This is a genomic window from Streptococcus sp. 23.2, from assembly GCF_016648665.1.
GTDB classification, from domain to species: Bacteria; Bacillota; Bacilli; order Lactobacillales; family Streptococcaceae; genus Streptococcus; species Streptococcus salivarius_E.
The window spans coordinates 46769-62214 of sequence record NZ_JACLQJ010000001.1; the positions used below are offsets into that span (position 1 = coordinate 46769).

Below are 15446 nucleotides of genomic sequence, written 5' to 3' on the forward strand. Positions count from 1 at the left end.
AAAAATATGCAAGATAAGTTAGTGATTCATGGAGCAAGAGCTCACAATTTAAAAAATATTGATGTGGAGATTCCGCGTGATAAACTGGTGGTGGTGACGGGTTTGTCAGGTTCTGGGAAGTCTTCCTTGGCCTTTGATACCATTTATGCAGAGGGTCAGCGACGCTATGTTGAAAGTCTCTCAGCCTACGCCCGCCAATTTTTGGGAAATATGGAGAAACCTGATGTGGACTCGATTGATGGTTTGAGTCCTGCCATCTCCATTGACCAGAAAACAACAAGTAAAAACCCTCGTTCGACAGTCGGAACAGCGACGGAGATTAATGACTATCTTCGTCTCCTTTATGCGCGTGTGGGTGTCCCTTATTGTCCTAATGGTCATGGGGCCATTCAGTCGTCCTCTGTGGAACAGATTGTGGACGAGGTTCTAGCTCTTCCTGAGCGTACGCGTATGCAGATTTTGGCACCAATTGTTCGTCGTAGAAAAGGGCAACACAAGGCTGTTTTTGAGCGTGTACAAAAGGACGGTTATGTTCGTGTTCGTGTAGATGGTGAGATTTACGATGTCACAGAAGTGCCAGAGTTGTCCAAGTCTAAGATGCATAATATCGAAGTGGTTGTAGACCGCTTGGTAAATAAGGAGGGTATCCGTAGTCGTCTCTTTGATTCGGTGGAGGCGGCCCTTCGTTTAGCAGATGGCTACTTGATTGTGGATACTATGGATGATAATGAGTTGCTTTACTCAGAGCATTATTCTTGTCCAGTTTGTGGCTTCACAGTGCCAGAGTTGGAGCCGCGTCTCTTTTCATTCAATGCACCGTTTGGCTCTTGTCCGACCTGTGACGGTTTGGGTAATAAACTGGAAGTTGATATGGATTTGGTTATCCCTGATGCTAGTAAAACCTTGCGTGAAGGTGCTTTGGCGCCTTGGAATCCTATATCATCCAACTATTATCCAGCTATGCTTGAGCAGGCCATGGAGCAGTTCGGTGTGGATATGGATACACCATTTGAAAATCTGAAAAAAGAAGAACAGGATTTGATCCTCTATGGATCTGGGGACCGCGAATTCCACTTCCATTATGTTAATGATTTTGGTGGGGTGCGTGATATTGACATTCCTTTTGAAGGGGTTGTGACTAATATTAATCGTCGCTACCACGAGACCAATAGTGATTTCACTCGCAATGTCATGCGAGGTTATATGAATGAGTTGTCATGTCCAACTTGTCATGGCTATCGTCTTAACGAAGCAGCTCTCTCGGTTCGTGTTGGTGGTGAGAATGGCCTAAATATTGGTCAAATCTCTGATTTGTCTATTTCAGATCATCTTCAGGAAATTGATAGCCTGGAATTAGGTGAAAATGAAGGAATGATTGCCCGTCCAATTATCAAGGAAATCAAGGATCGCTTGACTTTCCTAAATAATGTAGGTCTTAATTATTTGACCCTCTCTCGTATGGCCGGAACCCTTTCAGGGGGTGAGAGTCAGCGTATCCGTTTGGCGACACAGATTGGCTCTAACCTTTCTGGAGTCCTATATGTTTTGGATGAGCCTTCTATTGGGCTTCATCAGCGTGACAATGATCGCTTGATATCAAGTCTTAAAAAGATGCGTGACTTGGGCAATACCCTGATTGTGGTGGAGCATGATGAAGATACTATGCGTGAGGCTGACTGGCTTATTGATGTGGGACCTGGTGCTGGTGCTTTTGGTGGTCAAATCATGGCCTCAGGAACCCCAGAGGAAGTTGCTAAGAACAAGAATTCAATCACCGGGCAATATCTGTCAGGTGCCAAATCAATTCCTGTTCCTCTGGAACGTCGTGTAGGTAATGGTCGTTTTATCGAGGTTAAAGGTGCTAGCGAGAATAACCTTAAGAATGTATCTGTCAAGTTTCCACTTGGAAAGTTGATTGCAGTCACTGGTGTTTCTGGTTCGGGAAAATCGACTTTGGTTAACGGAATTCTCAAGAAAAAGATTGCCCAAGAGCTCAATCGAAATAGTGAGAAACCTGGTAAACACAAATCAGTGACAGGAATCGAGTATATCGAGCGTTTGATTGATATTGACCAAAGTCCAATTGGGCGTACACCTCGTTCTAATCCAGCGACTTATACGGGCGTCTTTGACGATATTCGTGATCTGTTTGCCCAAACCAATGAGGCCAAGATTCGCGGTTACAAGAAGGGACGTTTCTCTTTCAATGTCAAGGGCGGCCGTTGTGAAGCTTGCTCTGGTGATGGCATTATCAAGATTGAGATGCATTTCTTGCCTGATGTTTATGTCCCTTGTGAGGTTTGTCATGGCACACGCTATAATTCTGAGACTTTAGAGGTTCGCTATAAGGGCAAGAATATTGCTGAAATTTTGGATATGACAGTTGATGACGCAGTTGACTTCTTTGCGGCTATTCCTAAGATTGCTCGTAAGGTTCAGACTATCAAGGACGTGGGGCTCGGGTATGTGACTCTGGGACAACCAGCAACAACCCTATCAGGTGGTGAGGCTCAACGTATGAAACTGGCTAGTGAGTTGCACAAACGCTCTACTGGGAAGTCCTTCTACATTCTGGATGAACCGACGACGGGTCTCCATACAGATGACATTGCTCGTCTTTTGAAGGTGCTTCAGCGTTTTGCGGATGATGGCAACACTGTTCTCGTGATTGAGCACAATCTAGATGTTATCAAGACCGCAGACCACATCATCGATTTGGGTCCTGAAGGCGGTGTCGGTGGAGGTACCATCGTAGCTACAGGAACTCCAGAGGAAGTAGCAGCTGTTCCAGAAAGCTACACAGGACAATATTTGAAAGAAAAATTGACATAAAGGAAAAAGGGCTCTCTGAGTCTTTTTTTGCTTTAGGCTGGTTTAAGTTGAGTTTGCTATTCTATGGTTAAGAAAAAAGATACAGGAGCCAGACTATGGTTAAAAAGCGTTTTTTTATAGGATTTAATGGTATTCTTCTAGCCTTATTTCTAGATATTTGTCTTTTAATTAGCATTCGTACAGTGGATCATCACGGCCATTTTCAATCAGCAACAGATAAATGGGAAACTTTGCTTTATATTTTAGGGCTCTATTTTAGTTTTCTACTTTTTGAAGTTATTTTTTATCTTATTCTGAAACACCGTAGAAATAAACAAGTTTTGGAACAGGTCTTATAAAGGCCTGTCTTTTTGTGTTCAGTGGTAGTGACATTTATGTCACTATTTTTTTGAAAAGGGAGAACTTATAATGACCTTATACCCAAATCCACTAGGTCTCCAAGACGACTAAATCTTTGTATAGTCCAAGTGGTTATTGCTGTATTTATTTTTGAAAAGAAAGGAGAAATAAGAATGCGAACTAAGGTATATGGTGAAGAGCTCAATGCTGAAACCTTAGAAAATGTTACAGGGGGTGGTTTTGTATCTAAACCTCAAACCTTACCTGAACGATTGGGTTGGAACAAATGGTGGTTGAAAAGAAGACCTCCTTATGGCGATTAGAAGTTACCATGAGCACCAGATATGGGAAAGAGGAGTATGGATAAACAGAAGAATAATCTTATTAGAAGCTTAAGCATTGTTATCGTGATTGTCTGGCTATTTATTGTGATCATAAATGCTACACTAAGTTTCACCGAAGGTGTTGCTCTTATTGACCATTGTCTCGTCTGGTCAACACTTTCGCTAGCTTTTTCTTTGTTTGCGCTTAGAGTAGCGAGTAAGGACAAGGAGAAATGATTTTCTCTGCTAATTACTATAGTCTCAGGTTGAGTTTATATACTTAGCCTTTTCTTTTGTCTTTAATCCTATGGAATGGTGACATCTATGTCACTATTTTTTATCTTGTTAAGCTCTTATAATGAAGTCATAGCTTGAACTTAGTTGTTAAAGCGCTAATTAAATAGAAAAAGGAGAGAAACATGGTAATTAGTGTCATGGTACCCTTGCTTTTGTTAATGGGTAAAAAGTAAGATGTCACACAGTAAACAAATAAGGAGAACACATGAAGAAAATACAATTTATTTTGATGGCGAGTTTTGTTTTAGGTACTTGTCAGTTAGCAGTGCTTAGTGGTGCAGCAGATGAGCTAGATGTTAGGGAGGTCGCTACAGAGCTAGCCAGTGATTTTGTTGAAAATGGTGAAGTAGGGAGTGTGCAAGATTCTTCCGAAACAGCTTCCGAACAAGTGGTTGAGAAGGCTGAATCTAATAGTGAGACAAAGGAAAATCCTCTTCTTCCATCATCACAGACAGGAGTGGCTGAGACAGAAGTGAGGTCCGAAGAGGTTTCGGTTGAAACTTATGAAAAGAATCTTGAAAACCTGAAGCAGGTCTCTTATAGTGATGTCACAAATATGTTGACTGAAGATGGTGGGGACCATATCCTTTATGTTGGCCGGCCAACCTGCTATTATTGTCGTCAAAATTCTCCAGTTTTGAAGGATTTCAATACCCTGATTGATGGTCAGCTTCTTTATTACAATACAGATTCAGATCAGTTGGACCGTGAGTCTCGTAAAATACTATTTGATAAGCTAGGAATTCCAGGGACTCCAAGTGTCATTCGTCTCAAAAATGGTCAATTGGTTTCTGGCTATCTTGGCAGTGCTCCAGATGCCCGAGATATTTATCAGGCTGTTTTCAAGGAAGAAACTGAGAAAACAGAGACACCAGAGGGAACAGAAGTAGTAGAGAATGTGGAAAATCCCTTACCTGAGTCCCCTTCTGAAGATACTATCAAGGATAGTGATAAGGATGTAATTAATCATACTGAAGGGTCTGTTACTAGCCTAATGTCTCAAATTAAGCAAGTTTTTAGGAATCTAACAAATCTGCTTATAAGTCTTTTAGGGAAATTTATCTAACAGACTATTTTCTAAGTTGGAGAATAAAAGAATTTATCAAATATGATTTCCTCTTTGCTTGTCTTGTTTGTGAAGAATACCTTAACGGCCTTTGTAACGGCTTATTTTGGAGTAACAGGAATGACTTTCTTTACACTCTATTTGGCTAGTTTAGGGGATACCATGACTAAGCTGATGACTTATGTGCCATTTAGTTTTATGCGAGCAGTCTTTACTAGTGGTCAAGAGTTCTTTAATCTTCGCGAAGCCTTTGTTTTGTTTGTTTGGACTTTGGTTTTGCTCCTTTTTATGCCAACTATCTACGAAAAGCGAGCCTTTGTGTAATGCTAATAAAGTCAGAGTTTAATCTGGCTTTTTCTTTATGACCTCAAAAAAACAATCTAAAATGTCAATTTAATCCTTTAAAATCTGAAAATTTGGTATAATTAACCTAAAATACCAAAGGAGTAATTCATAATGCAACGTAGACTTGAACGATTTGATGCCAAACTTGCCCAATCAGGCCTTGATGCCTTGTTGGTGACAGGACAAAAAAATATCTATTATTTAACAGATTTCTGGGGGACAAATGCGACTGTCTTCATTACTAAGAATCGTCGCCTCTTCTTAACGGATTCACGTTATACTCTCATTGCCAAACAATCTGTACATGGCTTTGATATTATCGAAAGTAAGGATCCACTTAAGGATATTGTTAAAATTATCGAGGCTGATAAACTTGAAATAATCGGTTTTGATAATCAGGTGTCATTTGCTTACTACCAAGGTCTTCAAGCGATTTTTGAAGGCTATACTTTATCACCACAAAGCAACTTCATGGAAGAGTTGCGTATGATCAAGGACGAAAAAGAATTGGCAACTATCCGTAAGGCTTGTTCTATCTCAGACCGTGCCTTTACAGATGTGCTTGATTTCATTAAACCAGGTCAAACAACAGAGCTACAAGTGGCAAACTTCCTAGATTTCCGTATGCGTGAGTACGGAGCTTCAGGGATTTCCTTTGAGTCTATCATTGCTTCAGGTTACCGTTCAGCTATGCCTCACGGGGTTGCTTCAGAAAAGGTTATCCAATCTGGTGAAACCTTAACGATGGACTTTGGTTGCTACTACAACCACTACGTTAGCGATATGACTCGTACTATCCATATTGGTGACACCACTGATGAGGAGCGTGAAATTTATGATATCGTTCTACGTTCTAACCAGGCCTTGATTGACGCAGCTAAGGCTGGTATGACACGTCGTGACTATGATAAGGTTGCGCGTGATGTTATTGTCGAAGCGGGGTACGGTGACTACTTTACACATGGTATTGGACATGGTATCGGTCTTGATATTCACGAGATTCCTTACTTTGGTAACTCTGACGAGACTATCGAAGCTGGTATGGTTTTGACGGACGAGCCAGGTGTTTATTTGGCTGATAAATACGGTGTTCGTATCGAAGATGACATCATTATCACAGAAAATGGTTGTGAATTGATTACCCTTGCGCCTAAGGAATTGATTGTTCTCTAAGATTTGGAGGAATACTTTATGCCAAACCGTTTATCTTGGCAAGATTATTTTATGGCTAATGCAGAGCTGATTTCTAAGCGTTCTACGTGTGACCGTGCCTTTGTTGGAGCTGTTTTAGTCAAGGACAAGCGTATTATCGCTACAGGTTATAACGGCGGAGTTTCTGAGACTGATAACTGTAACGAAGTAGGCCACTATATGGAAGATGGTCATTGTATTCGTACGGTACACGCAGAGATGAATGCCCTTATCCAATGTGCCAAAGAGGGGATTTCTACCAAAAATACAGAGATTTATGTGACTCATTTTCCTTGTATCAACTGCACCAAAGCCCTCTTGCAAGCTGGTATTGTTAAGATTACATACAAGGCCAATTATAGGCCCCATCCCTTTGCGATTGAATTGATGGAACAAAAAGGCGTTTCTTATTTGCAACATGATGTTCCAGAGGTTCACTTAGGAATGGATGACTAGTTTGTTCTTTGAAAAAAGCCTGAGGATTGGGCTTGAATCTATAAAACATTTGAGCCATGCTATCATTTATGGTAAAATAAACTGATAATAATTTTTTACAAAGAGGTATTTAATAATGATTGAAGCAAGTAAACTCCGTGCGGGTATGACTTTCGTAACTAACGATGGCAAATTGATCAAAGTTCTTGAAGCTAGCCACCACAAACCTGGTAAAGGTAACACAATCATGCGTATGAAATTGCGTGATGTTCGTTCAGGTTCAACTTTTGATACTAGCTATCGTCCAGAAGAAAAATTTGAACAAGCAATCATCGAAACAGTACCAGCACAATACTTGTACCAAATGGATGATACTGCATACTTCATGAACACTGAAACATATGACCAATATGAAATCCCAGTAGCCAACGTTCAAGAAGAATTGAAATTTATCCTTGAAAACTCAGACGTAAAAATCCAATTCTACGGAACAGAAGTTATTGGTGTTCAAGTTCCAACAACTGTTGAATTGACTGTTACTGAAACACAACCATCAATCAAAGGTGCAACAGTTACAGGTTCAGGTAAACCTGCAACACTTGAAACTGGTCTTGTGGTTAACGTTCCAGACTTTATCGAAGCTGGTCAAAAATTGGTTATCAACACAGCTGAAGGTACTTACGTATCACGTGCCTGAGCCCAACTAAGTCTTTCAAACCACTGGTTTGAAGGCTTTATTTTCCAAACTAACGGAAAGGAAACATGCGATGACTACAGAAAATATCGGTGAAATTGTAATTGCCCCTCGCGTGCTCGAAGTGATTACAGGTATCGCTGCAACTAAAGTGGAAGGTGTTTATGCCCTTCAAAATAAAAATGTTACGGATAGTCTCAGCAAAACAAGCTTGGGACGTGGTGTTTACCTCCGAACAGAAGAAGATGGTACTGTAAATGCTGATATCTACGTCTCACTTCAGTATGGGGTTAACGTACCAGCAGTTTCAATTGAAATTCAAAAGGCTGTTAAAGCAGCTGTCTATGATATGGCAGAAGTGGCAATTTCAGAAGTCAATGTTCACGTTGAATCTATTGTTACTGAAAAGTCACAAAAACCAGACTTGGCTGAATTGTTTAACGAGGATTTTTTGAATGACTAATATCTTTAAAGATTCACGTCGTGACCTTCGTGAGCGTGCTTTTCAAACGCTTTTTGCCCTTGAATTTGGTGGAGAAGCTCTGGAACAAGCACATTTCGCTTACACTTATGACAAGCCAATTGACGAAGAAATTGAAGTTGATGTACCAGCCTTTCTCCTTAGCCTAGTAACGGGTGTCCGTGAAGAGTTGGCCCAACTTGATAGTCAAATTGAAGAAAAGTTGAAAGAGGGTTGGAGCCTCTCACGTTTGATTGTGACAGATCGTACTCTCCTTCGTTTGGGACTTTATGAAATCACGTCATTTGAAGAAACACCAGGACGTGTAGCTATTAACGAAATCATTGAAATCGCTAAAAAATATTCTGATGAAACATCTGCTAAGTTCATTAATGGTGTACTTAGTCAGTTTGTGATAGATGAAGCATAAGTAAAAGAAGTTGAGCGTTGTTTCAACTTCTTTTTTTCTACAAATGTAACAAGAAAAAAGTCGCAAGCGGAGATTTCTTGCGACTTTCATTTATATACTGCCACCAGCAATCAGACTCACTGGAAGTACATAATCACGATTAACTGTTTTGCCTTTAATTTTCTTGAGAAGAATTTCGACACAAAGCTTAGCAATTTCATCCAAAGGTTGTTGGATAGTTGCTAACTCTGGGTAGAAGTGACGGATAAAGGCGGTACCGTCATAACCGATGATTTTTAGGTCATCTGGGATAGAAAGTCCCAATTGTCTAGCTATCTTCATAACCAAGATAGCTGTTAAATCGTCCGAAACAAAGATGCCATCTGGTTTTTCACGAGAGATAATAGATTTGATTTCTAATTCTCGTCGCATGAGAGACAAATCGTTTGGAACAGGACAAATAATACCTTTCTTGTCCAATTCATAATTAAAACCTAGTTGACGAAGTCCTGTTGGAGAATCCGAATTATCATAGCCTGTAATCATGACAATGCGTTGACAGCCAGCCTTGACCATAGCTCTTGCGGCTAACTTGCCACCTTCAAAGTTGTCAGACGAAACAATAGGAATCTTTGGGGCGAGATTACGGTCGAAGGCAACGATGGGAGCTTCAACCTTCTCATAATCCTCAATACCAAGATTGTGACTAGACGAGATGATGCCGTCACATTGGTTGGCGGCAAGCATCTCCAAATAGTCTCTCTCCTTGTTAGGATCATGCTCACTATTACAAATAATGGTTTTATAGCCTTGCTTAAAGAGTTCATCCTCAAGACGTTCAATAAGTTCGGCATAAAATATATTGGAAATATTTGGGAAAATCAAGCCAATGAGTTTGGCCGACTTTCCTTGAAGACCTCGAGCTAAATTATTTGGTTTATAGTTGAGTTCTTGCATAGCAGCGTGAACTTTGTCAATGGTCTTCTGTGAGAGGTAGCCCTTTTTGTTTATGACGCGAGAAACTGTGGTTGGGCTCACACCAGCCAGTTCGGCAACGTCAGTAAGCTTTGCGACCATAAATCACCTTAGTATTTCAAGTCGAAGTAGTGCCCAGAAACGTTTCCTGATGTTACTTTGATACCAGTTTGTTCTGCACTTGGGAAAACACGACTAGTGAAGACTTTCTCACCTTTGTTGAAGTAAATTTCAACGATTGAGTTATCTACAAAGATGTTTGCGGTTGCAGCTTGACCGGCATCAAGTGTACATTCACGGCTTGTGCCAAAGTCAGTAGCATACTGTTCGCCAGCTTTAGAACGATCAAGGATGACTTTTCCATTTTCAGTGTCAACTGTAAGTGACAAGCCATTTCCTTCTTGGTCTGCGAAGAGGACAAGTTCTGTTTGAGTGTTAGCTTCAAAGTTAAGTTCAAGCTCGTAAGTGTTAGTTGTTGCCGTTTTTTCAGAGAGATCTTCTTGACTAGCACGTAAGCTTGTAATAGCTTCTACTGGGTATTGGTAGAGTTTACCATCTTTGATAGATAATTCTTTAACCAAGCTCATAGCACCTTGGTAGTCGTATTTGTCAGTTGGATAGTCCACGTCTGGGAGACCAATCCAGCTAACAATAAGGGCACGACCATCAGGAGTGTTAAATCCTTGAGTAGCATAAGCTTCGAACCCGTAGTCCAAGTTAATAATTGGTGTGCCATCAACAAGGGCAGGTTTCTCAGGGTCGAAATCTTGGAAAATCTTATAAGTATTAGGGTAAATATTGCCATAGTCAAGTTCTTCTTTATCAAGACCTTGTGGGCTATAAAGAAGAACAGGTTTGGTATCTACAAAGACAAGGTTAGGACACTCAATCATGTATTCTGAGCCAGTGCCACCAAAGTCTAGGTCTCCAACTTCAACCCAGTTTTCGACATCATTATCAACAGCTTTGTAAAGTTTGATAAAACCTTGTTTATCGTGGTTTTGAGCACCTACGATAGCGTAGAATTGTCCCTTGTAATCGAAGATTTGAGGGTCACGGAAGTGCTCAGTAGCGTCAGCAGGTTGCTTGATAAGAACCTTGTCGAATTTTTCGATTTTGCTGTCTTTATCCATCCAAGCGCCGATTTGACGTGGGTCACGAACCCAGTTTTCATCACGAACGTTCCCAGTATAGAAGATAAAGAGTTTATCACCGATTTGATAAGCAGAACCTGAGTAGGCACCGTGGCTATCATTTTCATGGTCTGGCAAGAGTTTGACACCAGTTTCTGTAAAGTGAACCAAATCTTCAGTTTCAGTATGCACCCATTGTTTCAAACCATGAGCAGCTCCAAATGGCCAACTTTGGTAGAAAAGTTGGAACTTACCATTAAAGTAAGAAAAACCGTTTGGATCATTAAGAAGCCCTGTTTCTGGTTCAATATGGTAGCTTGCACGCCAAGGTGATTTAGCGACATTTTCTTTAATTTTTGTTTTTTCTTCGTTTGTCCAATCTGCGTATGGACGGTAACGAACTTCTGTTGGTAGATTCATATTTAGTAATCTCCTAATCTATTTGTTAGTAATATAGTAAACGTTTTACCTAGAAAAATCAACGATTTATCACAAAAAATAAAAAAATATGCTAAACGGTTGACATATGGCAGAAAGATGCTAAAATAGTTATCGTAAAGAAAAGCTAAACGCTTTCATACCAAATTTTATTAAGGAGAATTTTGCAAATGGATAACAAACAAATTGCAAAAGAAGTCATCGATGCCCTCGGTGGACGTGAAAACGTCAACAGTGTTGCTCACTGTGCGACTCGTCTACGTGTGATGGTCAAAGATGAAAACAAAATCAATAAAGAAAAGGCTGAGAACATTGAAAAAGTTCAAGGTGCTTTCTTTAACTCAGGTCAATACCAAATGATTTTTGGTACAGGTACTGTTAACAAGATTTACGACGAAGTCGTTGCTCAAGGTCTTCCAACAGCATCTAAAGACGAACAAAAAGCAGAAGCTGCTAAACAAGGTAACTGGTTCCAACGTGCTATCCGTTCATTTGGTGACGTTTTCGTTCCATTGCTTCCAGCAATCGTAGCGACTGGTCTTTTCATGGGTATCCGTGGAGCAATCAATAACGATACAGTTCTTGGTTTGTTCGGTACAACATCAAAAGCTTTTGCTGCTACTGATTTTTATACTTACACAGTTGTATTGACAGATACAGCCTTCGCCTTCTTCCCAGCCTTGATTTGTTGGTCAGCCTTTAACGTATTTGGTGGTTCACCACTTCTTGGTTTGGTTCTTGGTTTGATGATGGTTAACAACGCCCTTCCTAACGCTTGGGATGTTGCATCAGGTGCTGCTAAACCAATTTACTTCTTTGATTTTATTCCAGTAGTAGGTTACCAAAACTCAGTGCTTCCAGCCTTCTTCGTAGGTTTGCTTGGTGCTAAGTTCGAGCAATGGGTTCGTAAATGGGTTCCAGACGTTCTTGACCTTCTCTTGCGTCCACTTATCGTCTTCGCAGTAATGTCAGCTTTGGCCCTCTTTATCATTGGTCCTGTCTTCCATACTGTTGAAAGCTATGTTCTTGCTGCTACAGAATGGATTCTTAACTTGCCATTTGGTCTTGCTGGTCTTGTTCTTGGTGGAGTTCACCAAGTTATCGTCGTTACAGGGGTTCACCACGTCTTTAACTTGCTTGAAGCTAACCTCATTGCTAATACTGGTAAAGACCCACTTAACGCTATCATCACAGCTGCTATGACTGCCCAAGCTGGTGCGACACTTGCAGTGGGTGTTAAAACTAAAGATGCTAAATTGAAAGCACTTGCTTTCCCTGCAACTCTTTCAGCGGTACTTGGTATCACTGAACCAGCTATCTTCGGGGTTAACCTTCGTTTCGGTAAACCATTTATCATGGGTCTTATCGCTGGTGCTGCTGGTGGTTGGTTGGCCTCAATCCTTAACCTCGCTGGTACAGGATTTGGTGTAACAATCGTTCCTGGTACTCTTCTTTACCTTAACGGTCAAGTGCTTAAGTATGTGATCATGGTACTTGTAACACTTGCTCTTGGTTTTGCTCTTACTTGGATCTTCGGTTACAAAGAGGAAGAAGTTGAAGCTCAAAAAGAAGTTGTTGCTGAAGATATTGCATCTGCAGAATCAGCTCCAGTTGCATTGCAAGCCGAAACAATCGCTGCACCACTTAAAGGTGAAGTTGTAGCTTTGGAAAATGTTAATGACCCAGTCTTCTCATCAGGAGCTATGGGTAAAGGTGCCGCTATTAAACCTTCAGGAAACCAAGTAGTCGCACCATTTGATGGTGAAGTGCAAATCGCCTTCCCAACAGGTCACGCTTACGGTCTTAAATCTGATAAAGGTGCTGAAGTGCTTATCCACATCGGTATCGACACTGTCTCACTTGACGGTAAAGGATTTGATGCTAAAGTTCAAGCAAATCAACGTATTAAAAAAGGTGATGTCTTGGCTACCTTCGATAGCTCAGTAATCACTGAAGCAGGTCTTGACGATACAACTATGGTTATCGTTACAAACACTGCAGACTTCGAAGATGTTTCATCAGTAGCGACTGGTTCAGTTGCTGAAGGTGCAGACTTCATCGCAGTTAAATAATAAGCTAGAAAAGTCGAAGCCAATTCGGCTTTTTTAGTTAAATGGCTCATAAAGAAAAGTATGAAGCAGAGTAGTCTGTACCTCCTTAAACAAGGTCTCATTTAGATTGTCTTTTGCCTAGCTTTTATTTATAATAGTATAAATAGTTATTATTGATCATAAAAGGAGATAGCTTTACCTATGGCTAAACTTTACGGAAGCTTGGAAGCTGGTGGTACAAAATTTGTTTGTGCTGTTGGCGATGAGAAATTCCAAGTCGTTGAAAAAACTCAATTCCCAACAACTACACCTTACGAAACAATTGACCGTACTATTGAATTTTTCAAACGTTATGAAGATCAATTGGCTGGAATTGCAATTGGTTCATTTGGACCAATTGATGTTGATCCAAACTCTGAAACATATGGTTTTGTGACTTCAACACCAAAACCACATTGGTCAAATGTCGACCTTCTTGGTTTGATTGCTAAAGAGTTTAATATTCCTTTCTACTTTACGACTGATGTTAACTCATCTGCTTATGGTGAGACACTTGTTCGTAAAGGTGTTAAGAGCCTTGTTTACTACACTATCGGAACAGGTATCGGAGCTGGAGCTATTCAAAATGGTGAATTCATTGGTGGTATGGGTCATACTGAAGCTGGTCACGTATATGTACCGCTTCACCCAAATGATGTTTCCAATGAATTTAACGGAACTTGTCCATTCCACCGTGGATGTTTGGAAGGTTTGGCTGCTGGACCATCGCTTGAAGCCCGTACAGGTATTCGTGGTGAATTGATTGATCAGCACTCTGAAGTTTGGGATGTTCAAGCTTACTACATTGCTCAAGCGGCTGTCCAAGCAACAGTCCTTTACCGTCCTGAAGTTATCGTCTTTGGTGGCGGTGTTATGGGGCAAGAACACATGCTTCGTCGTGTTCGTGAAAAATTCACAGCTCTTTTGAATGGTTACCTTCCAGTACCAGATGTAAATGAATATATTGTGACACCTGCTGTTTCAGGTAATGGCTCTGCGACGCTTGGTAACTTCGCACTTGCTAAGGACGTAGCTGACAAGCATACAAACAAATAAACAAAATATGTAAAATCGCTTTAAGAGATCATCTTAAGGCGTTTTGCTCTATACAGGAGGAAGTAATGGAACCTTTATTTTTAGATTCACCAATGCATGAGAAAATCTGGGGAGGGAACCGCCTCAAGACAGAGTTTGGTTACGATATTCCCAGTGAACACACTGGTGAATACTGGGCAATTTCTGCCCATCCTAATGGTGTATCATATGTCAAAAATGGAAAATATGCTGGTTTCCACCTGGCAGAGCTTTACAAGGATAAACCAGAACTTTTTGGGACCCCCAAGACTAGTGTTTTTCCTTTGTTGACCAAGATTTTGGATGCTAATGACTGGCTCTCAGTGCAGGTACACCCTGATGATGCTTATGGGCTAGAGCAGGAAGGTGAGCTAGGAAAGACAGAATGTTGGTATATTATTGATGCTGAAGAGGGTGCAGAAATTATTTATGGTCACAAGGCTAAGACAAAGGAAGAGCTGGCATCCTTGATTGAAGCAGGTGATTGGGATGAACTTTTGTCGAAAACTCCTGTTAAGAAAGGTGACTTTTTCTTTGTACCAAGTGGTACCATGCATGCTATTGGTCCAGGTATCCTTATCTTAGAGACTCAACAATCTAGCGATACTACTTATCGTGTATATGATTTTGATCGTAGGGATGATCAGGGCAATAAACGTGAACTTCATATTCAACAATCTCTTGATGTTTTGAATCTAGGGGATCCAGAAAATAGCATCCCAGCAACTGTTAAGACCTTGCAATTAGAGTCGACTTGTTTGACATCAAACTCCTTTTTCACTGTGTATAAATGGAAACTCAGTGGCTTGGTTGACTTCAAGCAATCAGCTCCCTATTTGCTTTGTTCCGTACTTTCTGGCAATGGGACCATGACTATCGATTCACGCATTTATTGTCTAAAAAAAGGCGATCACTTCATTCTTCCAAATGATGTAACAGATTGGGAAATTGATGGACAATTGGAGATGATTGTCAGTCACCCTAACGAGGCTTAAGTATGAGTAATGAAAAAGTTTTAGTGGCACTATTTGAGCATATTGAAATCAACAAATCCTATTATTTTGAGGGAGCTTATTATCGTCTGAAAGACTATGGAGACCACATTTATGGCTTACAGCGGGCAATTCCTGGTATGTGTGGTGAAAAAACAGCTTCCCCTAGCATCAAGTTTTACTGGAAAAATGGTGTCTTGGACTATCAATTCTACGTTGATTTTGAAGCTAGTCCTATGATAATGAAGGCCTATAGTAGCACCGACCATGCCTTCTTTGAGCAGGCTTTTGAAAATCTTTTGCATGATTTTGAGGAGATTCTAGATAGCCAAGAAAACTCTGAGAAGTAGACA

General features: G+C 40.6%; 16 protein-coding genes. 14 read left to right on the top strand and 2 right to left on the bottom strand.

Annotated elements, in window-relative coordinates:
- Positions 1-6 precede the first annotated feature (6 nt).
- The 10 genes from uvrA to nusB all read left to right on the top strand — a co-directional run bounded on the left by uvrA (position 7) and on the right by nusB (position 8412).
- Entirely contained in the window at positions 7-2832 is a 2826-nt protein-coding gene (gene uvrA / locus H7T98_RS00255; RefSeq protein ID WP_201060973.1) for an excinuclease ABC subunit UvrA, read from the top strand.
- A gap of 95 nt (positions 2833-2927) precedes the next feature.
- Positions 2928-3170 carry a DUF3923 family protein gene (locus tag H7T98_RS00260; RefSeq protein WP_073687362.1) on the top strand — a complete coding sequence of 81 codons (243 nt, stop codon included), beginning with the start codon at positions 2928-2930 and terminating at the stop codon, positions 3168-3170.
- A gap of 174 nt (positions 3171-3344) precedes the next feature.
- Positions 3345-3494 (top strand): hypothetical protein, encoded by a 150-nt coding sequence (locus tag H7T98_RS00265; protein ID WP_171963640.1) that lies wholly within the window; start codon positions 3345-3347, stop codon positions 3492-3494.
- Positions 3495-3996: 502 nt separating this feature from the next.
- Complete coding sequence (locus H7T98_RS00270; RefSeq protein WP_201060974.1) at positions 3997-4857, top strand: thioredoxin family protein; 861 nt, start codon at positions 3997-3999, stop codon at positions 4855-4857.
- 42 nt (positions 4858-4899) lie between these two features.
- The gene (locus H7T98_RS00275) at positions 4900-5181 is read left to right on the top strand and encodes a hypothetical protein (protein ID WP_201041667.1); all 282 of its coding nucleotides are present in this window, start codon (positions 4900-4902) and stop codon (positions 5179-5181) included.
- A 132-nt stretch (positions 5182-5313) separates the two neighbouring features.
- Positions 5314-6375 carry a M24 family metallopeptidase gene (locus tag H7T98_RS00280; protein ID WP_073686113.1) on the top strand — a complete coding sequence of 354 codons (1062 nt, stop codon included), beginning with the start codon at positions 5314-5316 and terminating at the stop codon, positions 6373-6375.
- Between the two features lie 18 nt (positions 6376-6393).
- Complete coding sequence (locus tag H7T98_RS00285; protein ID WP_002884736.1) at positions 6394-6849, top strand: deoxycytidylate deaminase; 456 nt, start codon at positions 6394-6396, stop codon at positions 6847-6849.
- A 115-nt stretch (positions 6850-6964) separates the two neighbouring features.
- The gene (efp, locus tag H7T98_RS00290) at positions 6965-7525 is read left to right on the top strand and encodes an elongation factor P (protein WP_002891830.1); all 561 of its coding nucleotides are present in this window, start codon (positions 6965-6967) and stop codon (positions 7523-7525) included.
- Positions 7526-7595: 70 nt separating this feature from the next.
- Positions 7596-7985 (top strand): Asp23/Gls24 family envelope stress response protein, encoded by a 390-nt coding sequence (locus H7T98_RS00295; RefSeq protein WP_002884704.1) that lies wholly within the window; start codon positions 7596-7598, stop codon positions 7983-7985.
- Positions 7978-8412 carry a transcription antitermination factor NusB gene (nusB, locus tag H7T98_RS00300; protein ID WP_201060976.1) on the top strand — a complete coding sequence of 145 codons (435 nt, stop codon included), beginning with the start codon at positions 7978-7980 and terminating at the stop codon, positions 8410-8412. Before H7T98_RS00295 ends, nusB begins: the two co-directional genes overlap by 8 nt.
- Positions 8413-8502: 90 nt before the next feature.
- Here nusB and H7T98_RS00305 read toward each other — a convergent pair whose 3' ends face one another.
- Complete coding sequence (locus H7T98_RS00305) at positions 8503-9468, bottom strand: LacI family DNA-binding transcriptional regulator (protein WP_201060978.1); 966 nt, start codon at positions 9466-9468, stop codon at positions 8503-8505.
- Positions 9469-9476: 8 nt separating this feature from the next.
- The gene (locus tag H7T98_RS00310) at positions 9477-10919 is read right to left on the bottom strand and encodes a sucrose-6-phosphate hydrolase (RefSeq protein ID WP_201060981.1); all 1443 of its coding nucleotides are present in this window, start codon (positions 10917-10919) and stop codon (positions 9477-9479) included.
- A gap of 188 nt (positions 10920-11107) precedes the next feature.
- Here H7T98_RS00310 and H7T98_RS00315 point away from each other — a divergent pair, with 188 nt between their 5' ends.
- The 4 genes from H7T98_RS00315 to H7T98_RS00330 all read left to right on the top strand — a co-directional run bounded on the left by H7T98_RS00315 (position 11108) and on the right by H7T98_RS00330 (position 15443).
- Positions 11108-13009, top strand: coding sequence for a sucrose-specific PTS transporter subunit IIBC (locus tag H7T98_RS00315; RefSeq protein ID WP_002884626.1), 1902 nt, complete (start codon positions 11108-11110; stop codon positions 13007-13009).
- Between the two features lie 180 nt (positions 13010-13189).
- Positions 13190-14083: a fructokinase ScrK gene (gene scrK, locus H7T98_RS00320; RefSeq protein ID WP_021143623.1), complete on the top strand. Its 894-nt coding sequence runs from the start codon at positions 13190-13192 to the stop codon at positions 14081-14083.
- Between the two features lie 65 nt (positions 14084-14148).
- Positions 14149-15096 carry a mannose-6-phosphate isomerase, class I gene (manA, locus tag H7T98_RS00325; RefSeq protein WP_201060983.1) on the top strand — a complete coding sequence of 316 codons (948 nt, stop codon included), beginning with the start codon at positions 14149-14151 and terminating at the stop codon, positions 15094-15096.
- Between the two features lie 2 nt (positions 15097-15098).
- Complete coding sequence (locus H7T98_RS00330; RefSeq protein ID WP_021143625.1) at positions 15099-15443, top strand: hypothetical protein; 345 nt, start codon at positions 15099-15101, stop codon at positions 15441-15443.
- Positions 15444-15446: the final 3 nt, after the last annotated feature.

What these genes read in the sequence shown, in the direction of transcription:
- uvrA (WP_201060973.1), top strand. Translation starts at nt 7, where the DNA reads ATGCAAGATAAGTTAGTGATTCATGGAGCAAGAGCTCACAATTTAAAA.
- H7T98_RS00260 (WP_073687362.1), top strand. Translation starts at nt 2,928, where the DNA reads ATGGTTAAAAAGCGTTTTTTTATAGGATTTAATGGTATTCTTCTAGCC.
- H7T98_RS00265 (WP_171963640.1), top strand. Translation starts at nt 3,345, where the DNA reads ATGCGAACTAAGGTATATGGTGAAGAGCTCAATGCTGAAACCTTAGAA.
- H7T98_RS00270 (WP_201060974.1), top strand. Translation starts at nt 3,997, where the DNA reads ATGAAGAAAATACAATTTATTTTGATGGCGAGTTTTGTTTTAGGTACT.
- H7T98_RS00275 (WP_201041667.1), top strand. Translation starts at nt 4,900, where the DNA reads ATGATTTCCTCTTTGCTTGTCTTGTTTGTGAAGAATACCTTAACGGCC.
- H7T98_RS00280 (WP_073686113.1), top strand. Translation starts at nt 5,314, where the DNA reads ATGCAACGTAGACTTGAACGATTTGATGCCAAACTTGCCCAATCAGGC.
- H7T98_RS00285 (WP_002884736.1), top strand. Translation starts at nt 6,394, where the DNA reads ATGCCAAACCGTTTATCTTGGCAAGATTATTTTATGGCTAATGCAGAG.
- efp (WP_002891830.1), top strand. Translation starts at nt 6,965, where the DNA reads ATGATTGAAGCAAGTAAACTCCGTGCGGGTATGACTTTCGTAACTAAC.
- H7T98_RS00295 (WP_002884704.1), top strand. Translation starts at nt 7,596, where the DNA reads ATGACTACAGAAAATATCGGTGAAATTGTAATTGCCCCTCGCGTGCTC.
- nusB (WP_201060976.1), top strand. Translation starts at nt 7,978, where the DNA reads ATGACTAATATCTTTAAAGATTCACGTCGTGACCTTCGTGAGCGTGCT.
- H7T98_RS00305 (WP_201060978.1), bottom strand. Translation starts at nt 9,468, where the DNA reads ATGGTCGCAAAGCTTACTGACGTTGCCGAACTGGCTGGTGTGAGCCCA.
- H7T98_RS00310 (WP_201060981.1), bottom strand. Translation starts at nt 10,919, where the DNA reads ATGAATCTACCAACAGAAGTTCGTTACCGTCCATACGCAGATTGGACA.
- H7T98_RS00315 (WP_002884626.1), top strand. Translation starts at nt 11,108, where the DNA reads ATGGATAACAAACAAATTGCAAAAGAAGTCATCGATGCCCTCGGTGGA.
- scrK (WP_021143623.1), top strand. Translation starts at nt 13,190, where the DNA reads ATGGCTAAACTTTACGGAAGCTTGGAAGCTGGTGGTACAAAATTTGTT.
- manA (WP_201060983.1), top strand. Translation starts at nt 14,149, where the DNA reads ATGGAACCTTTATTTTTAGATTCACCAATGCATGAGAAAATCTGGGGA.
- H7T98_RS00330 (WP_021143625.1), top strand. Translation starts at nt 15,099, where the DNA reads ATGAGTAATGAAAAAGTTTTAGTGGCACTATTTGAGCATATTGAAATC.